Source organism: Paenibacillus pinisoli (assembly GCF_003605435.1).
Classification (GTDB): Bacteria; Bacillota; Bacilli; order Paenibacillales; family Paenibacillaceae; genus Pristimantibacillus; species Pristimantibacillus pinisoli.
The window spans coordinates 95,870-108,659 of sequence record NZ_QXQB01000003.1 but is presented as its reverse complement, the minus strand read 5'-3'; the positions used below and the strand labels follow the sequence as shown (position 1 = coordinate 108,659).

Below are 12,790 nucleotides of genomic sequence, written 5' to 3'. Positions count from 1 at the left end.
GTGCTTTCACAAACCAAAAAAGAAAGGAGGCTCACCCATTTGGAAGCCCCTACATCAAGAATAAGCGCGCAGGTAAAGAGCAGCAGAATGGAAGGCATCAGACGAGTGTTGCGTTATCGTAATTTGTATCTGATGCTGCTTCCGGCAATCGCCTATTATATCATTTTTCATTACTATCCGATGTACGGCGCAACGATTGCTTTCAAACAATTCAGCATTATAAAAGGGATCAATGGCAGCCCCTGGGTAGGTCTTAAGCATTTCGAGACGCTGCTCCAGCTAGACAAGTTTTGGGAAGTATTCTGGAACACGATTGTCATTAGCTTGTATAGACTGTTATTTGGTTTCCCGTTGCCATTGATTGTCGCCCTTCTTCTTAATGAAGTTCGCAAGATGGCATTTAAGAGAACGGTTCAAACGATTATTTATTTGCCTCACTTTATTTCATGGGTCATCATGGGCGGGTTGCTTATTAATTTGCTGTCGACGGACTCGGGCATCGTCAACCAGGTGATACGCTCGCTCGGCGGATCAAGCATAGGGTTTTTAAGTGATGAATCCTATTTCCGTTCTACATTAGTAGGCTCTATGATCTGGAAGGAATTTGGCTGGAACACCATTATCTATATGGCGGCTCTGGCAGGCGTAAATCCTTCCCTTTATGAAGCGGCCTGGATGGATGGCGCTAACCGGATGCAGCGCATCTGGCATGTGACCTTGCCGAGTATCCGCACAACGATTATTATTTTGCTTATTTTGCGTATCGGAGGTCTGATGGAGGCCGGTTTTGAACAAATCTTTGTATTGTATCATTCTGGCGTATATCGCGTAGCTGATATTATAGACACCTACGTATACCGGACGGGATTGGCAGACGGCAAGTTCAGCTTAGCGGCAGCGCTTGGACTGTTTAAGTCGATTATTAACTTTGTACTGCTCATAATAGCCAATCAGCTTGCCCGTATGAAAGGCGATCAAGGCATTTTCTAATTAGAAGCTTAGGACGCGGCTAATTAGCGCAAGGAGGACAACAGATCATGGACAACTCTGGATTAGGCGCAAAACTATTTCAGGCATGCAATTATACTTTTCTTGGTTTGATTACATTATTGACGCTGTTTCCTTTCTGGGACTCATTAATTGTGTCCATTACCCCAATAAGCGAAAGCATGCAATCCAGCGTACACTTATTTCCGAAAACGGTTACATTTGAAGCTTATGAGTATATTGTTGGAATGAAGCAGCTTTGGAGCTCGTACGGTGTCAGTATTTTTGTTACGGTAGCAGGCACCATCCTGAGTATGATTGTGACCACACTCGCAGCGTATGTGCTGTCCAAGAGCTACTTGCCCGGCGGCAGAGCGATCATGTTTTTAATTGTATTTACGATGATGTTCAGCGGGGGCATTATCCCCACATACCTCGTGGTGAAGCAGCTTGGCATGATGAATACGGTGTGGGCGCTCATTATGCCGCTAATGGTGCAAACCTATAATCTCATCATTATGCGGTCATTTATGGCTTCTGTGCCGGAAAGTCTGGAGGAAGCAGCACGCATTGACGGCTGCGGCGATTTCCGGATTTTAGTGCGGGTGGTATTGCCGCTCTCATTGCCTGCAATTGCAACAGTATCGCTTTTTTATGCGGTTGCCAAATGGAATGAATTTTTTACAGCCGTTATGTATATCACAGACAAGGATGTATGGCCGCTTCAATTGTTTATGCGAGCGATGTTAATTGATAATGAAGCCGTGTATCAATCCGGCGGTGATAGCCCGTTCCTATTGGGGCAATCTATAAAAATGGCATCGATTATGGTGTCTACCATTCCTGTCATGCTTATTTATCCATTTTTTCAACGTTACTTCGTACAAGGCGCAACGCTTGGTGCAGTAAAAGAATAGCTTCATGCCAGGATAAGATCTGACAACAGAGGGGGAAGTTATATGAAAAAAAACAATAAAAACAGATTCGTATCGATTCTTTGCCTCATTCTCATCGTTGCCATGATTGTAGGGTGTTCCAATAATAGCGGCGGAAAATCGCCGCAATCCAGCTCCGGAACGGACGGAGAAGGCGGAAAACCGGTAAAGATCGTCTATTTAACGCCAGGTGATTCCGCAGCCAAGCCTATTCAGCCTGACGACCGCATTATTGCGGAAATCAACAAGCGGCTAGGCATTGAACTGGAAATTAAATTTGTGCCGGAAGGCGGCTTCGAAAAAGTCAATGTAGCGATGGCTACAGGGGACTTTCCTGACCTGGTTACAGCACAATACCCGTCTTCATCTTTGAGCCAATGGATGGAAGAAGGCTTGCTTGTCCCATTGAATGATTACTTGCCGCAAATGCCGACTGTCAAAGAAAAGCTGGAGGGCCAATTTTCTTGGACTGCAGTTGACGGCAACTATTATGGCTATCCGTTCATCGAGGAGAAATCGAATGTAAGCATGACTTATCGCGCGGATTGGCTGAAAACCTTGAACATTGCTCCTCCAACGACATTAGACGAGTTCTATGAAGCGCTAAAAGCGATTACGAACGGCGATCCGGATCAAAATGGCCAAAAGGATACGTATGGTTTGACAGGCACCAAGGAAAATGGCTTTAACACCTCCTTTAACTTTGTATTCTACGCTTATGGTCTCCCATATGGAGACTGGATTTTGGACAATGACGGCAAGGTAGCTCCCGTATTCGAGCATCCTGCTTTCAAATCGGGAGTTGAATATATTCAGAAGCTGTGGAAAGAGAAGCTGATCGATCCTGAGTTTTTGCTTAATGATACACAGCAGCGCGAGCAAAAGTTTTTCCAAAGCAAGGCGGGGTTCATGGTAGCTAATTTGTTCCGCCATGTTAATCGTCTTGAAAAAAGCTTGAAGGAATTAACGCCAGCAGGTGAATTGGGCTTTATTAATCCGCCGGCAGGACCGGAAGGCAAGCATGGTATGGTAGGAAAACCTAAGGGCGGCCTGTTTACAGCTATTACAACGAAGGCAAAGGATCCTGAAAAGGCAGCACAGTTTTTGGAGTTTATGCTTTCGCCTGAAGGCAGAGAGCTGCTGGAGCTTGGTATTGAAGGCGTCCATTATACGAAGGATGGGGACAAAGTGAATTACAATGAAGAAGAACGTGCAAAAGACAACTTTGCATCCAACGGCTGGTCTCACCCGCTTGCATGGGGCAACGTAGTATGGCCGCTTACCAGAAACTACTTGCCTAATACAGAGGCTCAAGCTGACCGCGCCAAGGAATCCGTAGAGATTGCTACAAGCAATCTGGTGCCGAATCTCGTTAATGTGACAACACCTGAAGAAATCGAAATGGGCGGGGTATTTGGAAAAGGCATTTTGAGCGAGCTGGCTAATCAATATTACTTCGACATGATCTCCGGGAAGGTTGATATTGATAAAGGTCTGGCTGAGCTGTCCAAAAAATGGCGCGAGCAGGGCGGAGATAAAGTATTGGCTGCAGTTAACGCAGCCTATGAAGCGCAGCAAAAATAGCCCCCGCGGATTGGAAGGAGTGTGGAGTATGGCAACTAGAGAGAATACAAGACCTAATATAATCTTTGTATTGTGCGATGATATGGGTGCTTGGGCCATGGGTTGCGCTGGCAACAGCGATATTAGAACGCCTAACCTCGACAGGCTGGCGGCAGAAGGAATTCGTTTTTCGAATTTCTTCTGCACCTCTCCTGTTTGCTCCCCGGCGCGCGCCTCGTTATTCACAGGGCGCATCCCATCGCAGCATGGCGTGCATGATTGGATTTGCGAGGGCAGTATGGGCGACAATGCGATCCAGTATTTGCAGGGGCAGCCTGCCTACACGGAGATGCTTGCCGATCATGGCTATGTATGCGCAATAAGCGGCAAATGGCATCTAGGCGACAGCATAAATCCGCAAAAGGGGTTCAGTCATTGGTATGTTCACCAATTCGGCGGAGGCAGCTACTATAACGCTCCGATGATACGGGACGGTAAGCCCGTGAATGAGCCTGGATATGTAACCGATCTGATTACAGACGATGCGATCGATTTCCTGGCCAAGCAAAGCGCGAAGCAGCCATTTTATTTGAGCGTGCATTATACTGCACCGCATACGCCTTGGATTAATAACCATCCGCAGCATTTGGTTGACTCTTACGCGGATAGCACATTCGAATCTTGTCCGCAGGATCCGATCCACCCGTGGCATATCAAAACGGAGCCTTATTGGGAGGATCGCAATACGAATCTGCAAGGATATTTTGCGGCAATTACTGCAATGGATGAAAACATAGGCCGCATTCTAGACCAAATAGAGAAGATGGGTTTGCGAGAGAACACGATGATTTGCTTTATGAGCGATAACGGCTATAACTGCGGTCATCATGGCATTTGGGGAAAAGGCAACGGAACCTACCCGCAGAACATGTATGATACCTCGGTGAAAGTGCCGGCGATATTCTCGCATCCAGGCAGGATACCGCAAGGCATTGTTAATGATGAGCTCGTCAGCGGCTATGATTTTATGCCGACCATACTAGAATATGCAGGCTTGCCGCCGCATGGCGATAACAAGCTTCCAGGCTCAAGCTTCCTGCCATACTTGCTTGGCGAAGACAAGGCGGAGCATACGCATGTTGTCATCTTTGATGAGTATGGGCCGGTGCGAATGATCCGCAGCAAGGAGTGGAAATATGTGCACCGTTATCCCTATGGACCGCATGAGCTATACTGCTTGCTGGATGATCCGGATGAGAAGCGCAATTTGATCGATGAGCCTGTGCATCGGGAAAGGCTCGAGGAAATGCGCGCAGGACTTGAAGCCTGGTTTTTGCAATATGTCGATCCTGCTATTGACGGTGTAAGACAGCAGGTGTACGGCTCCGGACAATCTAATCTGGTCGGTCCGGCGGGCAAAGGAAAAGTCGCTTACTACGACTTGTAGCAGCATCTGTTTCCATTAATCGGCATCTCAACGACGTCTAAGGATGCATTTTATACGAAATAGCGCCTCCCGGACACGCTGCCAAATGCAATAAACCGCACGTCCCATAGATGAACTGCCCTCTGCTTGTTAGAAACCGTCTAACATTGGAATGCGCAGCTCGGGGATGTACGGTTTATTTTTTTTTGCGCGAACAGAATTAGCGACGGCAGAATCAAGCAGCCATCCATGCTTGCATGCACATTGCTTCCCTCAACAAAAAAATTCTTATCTGCTTGTCAACGTTGTCCGAATAAATGTCCAAGTCCCCTCATAAGCATGGTATCAGCCAGTAAAATACTATGAGTGCAGAGGGGATGATTTTCATGCGTCGCATGACATGGACCGCGGCAATTATTGTGTGCTTCTCACTACTATTGTCGGCTTGCGGTACGAAGGACGCCGAGTCCGTGGTGAAGGAGCTCGACAAGGTAGTGAACAGCATGGAGAGCTATCAGGGAAGCGGGACGATGACGCTTCATACCGGCCAGCAGCCGCTGGAGTATCAAGTGGAGGTTTCGTACCAGAAGCCGACGTATTACCGCATCAAGCTGACGAACGAGGAAAAGGACATTACGCAAATCGTGCTCCGCAACGACGACGGCGTGTTCGTACTGACGCCGAAGCTGAATAAGGTATTCCGCTTCCAAAGCGACTGGCCGCAAAACCAGGGGCAGGTCTACCTGTATCAGACCCTCATTCAAAGCATTATTGTAGACAACTCCAGACAGTTCGCCGTCAACGACGACGCTTACGTGTTCGATGTGATGGCGAATTACAATAACGGCTCCTTGGCCCGTCAAAAAATTTGGCTGAACAAAGACGACCTGAGCCCGGTACAAGTGGAAGTGAGCGACACGAACGCTTCGGTCATGGTAGACGTGAAGTTCGATACGTTCAAATTCGGCGAAAAATTCGACAAGAGCGTATTCGAGACGCAAGCCAATATGGCTGCAACGCCGCCGGCAACGGACAACTCCGGCGAGACGGGCAGCGGCGGCGATAAGCCGACGATTACGACGCCGGAGAAGGATACGGACGAAGCAACGGCGCCTGAAGAGAATGCAAGCCCTGACAAGGAAGGGACAGACGACGAAGAGGCAAGCAACCCGGACGAGAGCGCGTCCACAGGCAATGAAGGAACTGCTTCTCTGCCATTCCTCGCGCTGGCGCCGTCCTATCTCCCTGAAGGCGTCGCATTCAAGGACAGCATGGATATCGATTACGGCGGCAACAAGGGCATTATTACAAGATATGACGGCAAGTACAATTACACCATTATTCAGACGCAGCCGAAGGATATCGCAACATCGCTGGTGCCGGGCGTCCTGATCGATCTGGGCACGACGGTAGGGGAGCTGACGACCAGTGAAGACAACTCGCTGCAGACGCTGACCTGGACGTATCAAGGCAATCTGTTCCGCCTCTCCAGCGCGGATCTGCCGGATGTCGAGATGAGAAAGGTTGCGCAATCGGTGCAAGGACAAATGGAGAAATAACCTGCAGTATGCCAAGCGGCTCACGAATTTCCAAGAGGTGCTAGCCAATTCTGGCGCTCATTTCATTGACAGTCCCAGCAGCAACGTTTAACATTATTTTATTAATGTTTGCTGCTCGGACTGTTTCGTTTTTGGCAATGAGGAGAAGGTGAGCGACTTGGAATCGTATTATCGCCCGACATGGGCAGAGATCTCGTTGGATGCGCTTCGGCACAACATACAGGCAGTACGGAAAGCCATTCCGGCCGGATGCAAGCTGATGGCATCGGTGAAGGCGAACGCGTACGGTCACGGCGCGGTCGAAATAGCAGAGGCGGCTGAACGCTTCGGCGTAGATTTTTTGGGTGTCGCGTTTCTGGACGAGGCGCTTCAACTGCGCAGGGCCGGCATTCAGTCGCCTATTCTTGTGCTGGGGTTCGTGCCGGCGGAAGCGCTGGCCATCGCACGCGAGCATCATATTGCAGTCAGCCTGTTCCGGGAGGATGTACGGGAGGCTGCAGGGCAATTGCCGCCCTGCAAGGATGGGCGCAAGCTGAAGGTTCATGTGAAGATCGACTCCGGCATGGGACGTCTCGGCGTGCTGGGACGGGATGAGGCGCTTGCCTTTATCGGGCGGTCGCTGAACACTCCCGGGCTTGAGGTTGAAGGATTATTTACGCATTATGCGAAGGCGGATGAAGCGGATAAGGCGTACACGAAGCTTCAATACGAGCGCTTTCAAGCCGTAGTTGAAGGTGTCAGGCAGCGAGGCTGGACGATTCCGATCGTGCATGCCGCCAATAGCGCCGCGGGCATCGATACGCCGGAATGGGCAGGCGATATGGTTCGTCTCGGAATCGGCATGTACGGCTTGTACCCTTCCGAAGAAGTGAACAAGGATCGGGTTGCGCTGAAGCCGGTGCTTGCGCTGAAGACGCAGATCGTCTGGACGAAGACCGCGCCGCCGGGATGGGGAATCAGCTATGGCACGCGGTATGTTACGAAGAAGGATGAGCTCATTGGCACTTTGCCGATCGGTTACGCAGACGGCTACAGCCGGATGCTGAGCGGCAAGGCGCATGGGCTGGTACGCGGTGTGAAGACGCCGATTCTGGGCACAATCTGCATGGATCAATGCATGATTGCGCTTGACCCTGTCCGGAATCAGCCGGGTGCGGCTCCTGTGGAAGCGGGAGAAGAGGTCGTGCTGATCGGATCGCAAGGAGACGCCTCCATTACAGCGGAGGAAGTGGCGGATCAGCTGGGCACGATCAACTATGAGGTTGTGTGCATGCTAGCCGCGCGCGTCCCGCGGATCTATACGGAGAGCGGAGCGGTTGTGAAGACGAGCAACCACTTGATATAAGCGGGCAACGTCTTGGAATTTATTCCAATTGGATTATTTATCATTTTGTGCAGGGAATGCGGCCGCGAAGATCGAATGTATCTAAGCAGCCTTATTATGGGCAGAATCCGCATGCAGCATATTTGATATACGATAGGCATACTAATGATGAAGTATAGTAATGGCAAGAATTTGTCATAATGTGTATTAGGGGTTTTTGGAAAAGTCTTGGGGGTGCGAGTTCGGTGGCCAATGTGCATAATACGAAGAGGATCATGATCAGCTTGCCCGATCAATTGCTTGAGGAGGTCGATGGTATCGTAGCCAAGGAGAACTCCAATCGCAGCGAGTTTATTCGGCAAGCCATGAAGCTGTATTTGGTGGAGCGCAAGAAACGCCAGATCCGTGAATCCATGCAGCGCGGATATATGGAAATGGCAAAAATCAACCTGAATATGGCCTCGGAAGCGTTTCAAGCGGAGGAAGAAGCCGACCATACGTTAGGCCGTCTCGTAAGCGGGGTGTAGAGCTTGATCGTAAAACGCGGAGATGTGTTTTTTGCCGATTTGTCACCTGTCGTCGGCTCGGAGCAGGGCGGAGTCCGTCCCGTTCTCGTCATTCAAAATGACATTGGCAACCGATTCAGCCCAACTGTAATCGTAGCCGCCATCACGGCCCAAATCCAGAAAGCTAAGCTGCCCACGCATGTCGAGATGGATGCGGCAACTCATGGCTTCGACCGGGATTCGGTCGTACTGCTGGAGCAGATCCGCACAATCGATAAGCAGCGCCTGACGGATAAAATCACGCATCTGGACGATGAGACGATGCGCAAAGTAGACGACGCTTTGTTGATCAGCGTTGGCTTGATCGACTTTTAAAATAGGGATAGGCCGGCTGTCCGGATGCGGCAGCAAACCGGCTTTTTTCCCGACTGATAGTTATGGACGGAAAATTAAGGGTAGACAATTTGAGGATGTATTTGCTATTATAGGCTCAAATTCTTGTTTGTCTAATGGATAGAGCAATCTAATGCGAAGAACGCAATCAGTAGCCGGGAGCGGCTGCTGGATGCGTTCTTTTTTTTGTTGCTCGGAAGAGGGGGAGCGATGAGAAGGGGTAGCAGCTTATGGCTAAGCCTGACGGCGGCAGCGCTGTCGGCCGCGCTGGTGTACGGATTGTATGTGGTGCAGCGCGATCAATTGGAGCAGCAGGAGACGGTTGCGGTAGTCGTGCCCAATCGGTTCATCGCAGCCGGCGAGCGTATTGAACGGGAGGACCTGGAATTGCGGCGGCTGCCGGTCGCGGCATACACGCTCGATATGGTGTCGAAGATAGATGCGGCATCGGGGATGGAAGCGGCTATGCCGCTCGGCAAAGGAGAGGCATTGCTTTCCTGGAAGCTGAACGAGCATTATTTGCATCCGCGGACAGGGGAGTCGACTTTTCAAATTCCAAGGGAGTACATAAGGTCGGTCTCGAACGGGATTCGCGCAGGGGACCGTGTGGCCCTTTATGCGTCTGGTGCCGAGGAGGAATCCTTGAGAATTTTCCCGGAGCCGGTCATTGTCGCATCGGTGAAGAGCTCAGCCAATGTAGAGGTCGATAGCCTGAAGCAATCGCATCTGATGTCGCTTGTGGAGAGCAATATGGAGGGCATGTACGCGGCGAGGCGCGATGCCAATGCCATGATTGAATATGTGAACCTCAATCTGACGGAAGCGCAATGGCTGCGGATTGACCGGCTATGCAAGGGAGGAAGCGTCAAGATTGTAATCGCATACAGTCCGGAGTCATATGACCGGATGAAGAACGCGCGAGAAGCGAAGCGAGAAGGTGAAGGGCGTGAGCGGGATGAATAGGAGGGCCCCCATTGCCGCCTTTATCGGTACGACGCCTAATATCGGGACGACCACGGCAGCTTTCGCGGCCGCCTACAGGCTGGCAGAGCTCGCGGATATAGAGGTCGGATATCTATGCCTCAACCTCAAGAGCGCCAAGCTTCATCGCTTCTTGGGGGAGGATGCGCCAGGCTCGACGCTCGATCGGCTTCAGCCTGAGCTGCGGTCGGCGTCCTTGACGCCGAATAGGCTTCGCGGCGCAGCGTACACTTTGGGCGGCCGAAGAAATCTGCATATCCTGTTCGGCAACTTGAACCGGGAGGGGGCAGAGTACGTCGGATCGGATGAGATCGACCATCTGCTTGATGCAGCGGAGCAGGCTTACGGCTTTGTTGTGCTGGATGTCGGCGCATATTGGGATAATGCCGCCACGATATGCGGCATCCGGCGAGCCGGCTCGCGGGTGCTGGTTACGACGCCTGCGCTATCGCACTTTCAGGAGGACGGCAGGCGCTGGATCGGGGGCGTGTCGCCGCTCTTTGAGGTCCAGCCCAGCCAGTACGATTGCGTCATTGTTCACTATCCATGGAGAAGGGGAGGTTATCGTATGAACGACATATGCAAGGAGCTGGGAGCCGTTCCGATGGGGAAATTCAGAATGAACGAATCCATGTTTGCCAGCTTGGACAAGGGCAGCTATGACGAGTGGCTGAGTACAGATTCCGCAGGGAAGGCAGCAATGAGGAAGCAGGCAACGAAGCTGCTGGAGCGTCATGGCGTCCGCGGCGCCTTTCCTTCCATGGCCAGGCAGCCATGGTACCGCAGGCTGAATGTGCACCGGAACGGAGTTGGCTCCTCATGAAGAAAGTAATGGACCGATTCTCTATCGTGGAATTTGCAGCTAGGATACAGAGCGAAGCGACTTCACGTGAAGAGTCCGCTCTGGAACGGGAGACTCGTGAAGCGGAGGATTTCGTTCGGCTTGCCGAGGAAATCAGATCCTATCTGAGCGCGCCCAGAGGCATGACGGAAGAGGAGCGCAGGAAGTATAGCGAGACGCTCAACAGGGCTGTACTGGGATTCCCGCATGAACGGGAGCAAGTGCTGGCTATGATTGAGGATTGGCTTATTCGCCTTCGCATTCATACGCTGCCGGGGTGGAAGCATCCTTATGAGACGCTTGCCGGAGCGTTATTCGCGGAAGTGGTGGGACTGAATGTGCTGGAGCTGGTAATGGCAAGCCGCGATGATCTGGAGGAGCTCCAGGTGGTTGGAACGAGAATATACGAAGTGCGAGGCGGGGAGGCTGCGTTATCTTCCCATAGCTTTGACAGTGTTCGTGAAGTTGAGCGCATTCAGCAAAATCTGGTGCTGTACAATAACGACCGGATTAATCCCCGCAAGCGGTGGGCGGAGGTCATGCTTCAGGACGGCTCGCGCGTGACGATGACGGGATTCGGTTACACATCAAGCCCGACGTTGACAATTCGTTTCTATACCGTGCGCAGCTTTCGGCTTCAAGCTCTAACGGAGGCGCCGTATCAGTCGCTAAGTGAGCGAATGGCATTTATGCTGATCGCAGCACTGAAGGCCAGATACAATCTGGTCATTATCGGGCCAACCAACTCTGGCAAGACCAATCTGATGAAGGCGCTTATTGCCGAGCTGCCGGATGAGGAGCGGATTATCACGATTGAAGGCCGGTATGAGATGATGCTCGGGCGAGATTTTCCGCATAAAAACATCATTGAATACGAAGCGGCAGAGGAAGACGAAAGCCATCGTTCGTCTCAAGCCTTCAAGCTGGCCTTGCGCCAGTCGCCCCAGCGCATTATCCATGCAGAGATCAGGGACGAAGATGCCAACATCTACGTACGGGCATGTACGCGGGGACATACCGGCAGCATGACGACCGTTCATGCCAATCGGCTGGAGGATGTGCCCGAGGCCATTACCGATATGTGCATGCTGGATGGCAGAAGCATGAATCCTGAACGGCTCACGAAGCGAATCGCGGAATATGTCACCGAGCTCGGCATTGAGATGAGGCTGATTGGCGGCCGCAGAGTGGTATCCCGCATAGGCGAGGTCGGCTGGTATAACGGCGAGGTGCATATACGGGATTGGGCGATTTATGATGAGGCAACGAATGACTGGCAATATCCGAATCCGCCGTCGGAACGCGCGAGCGTATGGCTTGGGAAGGGAGAGACAGATGACTAACTGGTTGCTTTTATCCGGAGGCGGGCTTCTCTTTGCTCTATTCTATATCGTCATTCGCGTGCTTCTGGCTACGGCCGAGAGCAAGCGGCAGCTTCGGAGCCGGTTAACTTACGAGTCGCCGTACAGCATGCGCAGTATGCTGACGGACCGGCTTCAATCGTATGCCTGGCTAAGAAGCCATACAGCAGAGCTGCTGGAGACGCTAAGAATGAGACTTAGGGCAGATGCGTTTCTCGGGATATCCGCTTTGCTGCTAGTGTGGGGTGTCGTAACAGGCGGGATGTTCTTTCAGTCGGTGAAGGGTGCCCTGCTGTTCGGATTGATTGTTGGCCTTGCGCCTTACATTTGGCTGAGGGGCTTGCTGATTCATCGGCGGTTGGGCGCCCAGCTTGATTTTTTGCCTGCTGTGGAGCTGTTCTATCAATGTTATCTGGTTACCGGAGAAAGTCATATCCGCATTGCCTTGCAGCGAACGATCGAAGAGAAACGGCTGCTTGGCCCGATGCAGGCGGTGTTCGAGCAGTTGTACCGCAATTTGTCGGTTAGAGGGGATGACGAAGCAAGTCTGCGGATACTGGGGGCCTCGCTCGGACATCTATGGTCTGACTATTTTGTGCAGATACTGCGCGTTGCATTGTCGGAGGGCGTTCCGGTTTCGGAGAGCTTGAGAGAACTGCTGGCCGATATGAGAAAGGCGCGCCGGGCTAATGATCAGGAGCGGCACCGGCTGCTTGAGATACGGGTAGCCAACTTTACGCCAATTCTGTTCCTGGCCGTATTCATTGGCATCAATCTGCGTTACAACCAAGCGAACGCCTACTATTATTATTTGCAGGATCCGCAGGGTCGCGACATATTGCTGAATGCGCTGCTGCTTATTTTTGGTTCCTTTCTTATGGGCTTATGGCTCTCTCGTAAAAAAATGTAAGGGT

12 protein-coding genes are annotated in these 12,790 nt (G+C 51.5%); all 12 read left to right on the top strand.

Annotation, left to right across the window (positions count from 1 at the left end):
• Positions 1-39: 39 nt before the first annotated feature.
• The 12 genes from D3P09_RS14005 to D3P09_RS13950 all read left to right on the top strand — a co-directional run bounded on the left by D3P09_RS14005 (position 40) and on the right by D3P09_RS13950 (position 12,786).
• Positions 40-990 carry an ABC transporter permease gene (locus D3P09_RS14005; RefSeq protein WP_341538290.1) on the top strand — a complete coding sequence of 317 codons (951 nt, stop codon included), beginning with the start codon at positions 40-42 and terminating at the stop codon, positions 988-990.
• Between the two features lie 245 nt (positions 991-1,235).
• Positions 1,236-1,904: a carbohydrate ABC transporter permease gene (locus D3P09_RS14000; RefSeq protein WP_243644174.1), complete on the top strand. Its 669-nt coding sequence runs from the start codon at positions 1,236-1,238 to the stop codon at positions 1,902-1,904.
• A gap of 42 nt (positions 1,905-1,946) precedes the next feature.
• Positions 1,947-3,506 carry an extracellular solute-binding protein gene (locus tag D3P09_RS13995; protein WP_120111086.1) on the top strand — a complete coding sequence of 520 codons (1,560 nt, stop codon included), beginning with the start codon at positions 1,947-1,949 and terminating at the stop codon, positions 3,504-3,506.
• Positions 3,507-3,534: 28 nt separating this feature from the next.
• Complete coding sequence (locus tag D3P09_RS13990; protein ID WP_120111082.1) at positions 3,535-4,932, top strand: sulfatase family protein; 1,398 nt, start codon at positions 3,535-3,537, stop codon at positions 4,930-4,932.
• 365 nt (positions 4,933-5,297) lie between these two features.
• Positions 5,298-6,470, top strand: coding sequence for a LolA family protein (locus D3P09_RS13985; protein ID WP_120111078.1), 1,173 nt, complete (start codon positions 5,298-5,300; stop codon positions 6,468-6,470).
• Between the two features lie 157 nt (positions 6,471-6,627).
• Positions 6,628-7,815: an alanine racemase gene (alr, locus tag D3P09_RS13980; protein ID WP_120111075.1), complete on the top strand. Its 1,188-nt coding sequence runs from the start codon at positions 6,628-6,630 to the stop codon at positions 7,813-7,815.
• A 224-nt stretch (positions 7,816-8,039) separates the two neighbouring features.
• Positions 8,040-8,321, top strand: a complete 282-nt coding sequence (locus D3P09_RS13975) for a CopG family ribbon-helix-helix protein (protein ID WP_116048851.1) — start codon at positions 8,040-8,042, stop codon at positions 8,319-8,321.
• A gap of 3 nt (positions 8,322-8,324) precedes the next feature.
• Positions 8,325-8,675, top strand: coding sequence for a type II toxin-antitoxin system PemK/MazF family toxin (locus D3P09_RS13970; RefSeq protein ID WP_087569551.1), 351 nt, complete (start codon positions 8,325-8,327; stop codon positions 8,673-8,675).
• A 228-nt stretch (positions 8,676-8,903) separates the two neighbouring features.
• On the top strand, positions 8,904-9,656 hold the full coding sequence (locus D3P09_RS13965) for an SAF domain-containing protein (protein WP_120111073.1): 753 nt from the start codon (positions 8,904-8,906) through the stop codon (positions 9,654-9,656).
• Complete coding sequence (locus D3P09_RS13960) at positions 9,649-10,497, top strand: P-loop NTPase family protein (protein ID WP_120112438.1); 849 nt, start codon at positions 9,649-9,651, stop codon at positions 10,495-10,497. The genes D3P09_RS13965 and D3P09_RS13960 overlap by 8 nt, the downstream gene beginning before the upstream one ends.
• The gene (locus D3P09_RS13955; protein ID WP_120111070.1) at positions 10,494-11,858 is read left to right on the top strand and encodes an ATPase, T2SS/T4P/T4SS family; all 1,365 of its coding nucleotides are present in this window, start codon (positions 10,494-10,496) and stop codon (positions 11,856-11,858) included. The genes D3P09_RS13960 and D3P09_RS13955 overlap by 4 nt, the downstream gene beginning before the upstream one ends.
• The gene (locus tag D3P09_RS13950; protein ID WP_120111067.1) at positions 11,851-12,786 is read left to right on the top strand and encodes a type II secretion system F family protein; all 936 of its coding nucleotides are present in this window, start codon (positions 11,851-11,853) and stop codon (positions 12,784-12,786) included. The genes D3P09_RS13955 and D3P09_RS13950 overlap by 8 nt, the downstream gene beginning before the upstream one ends.
• Positions 12,787-12,790: the final 4 nt, after the last annotated feature.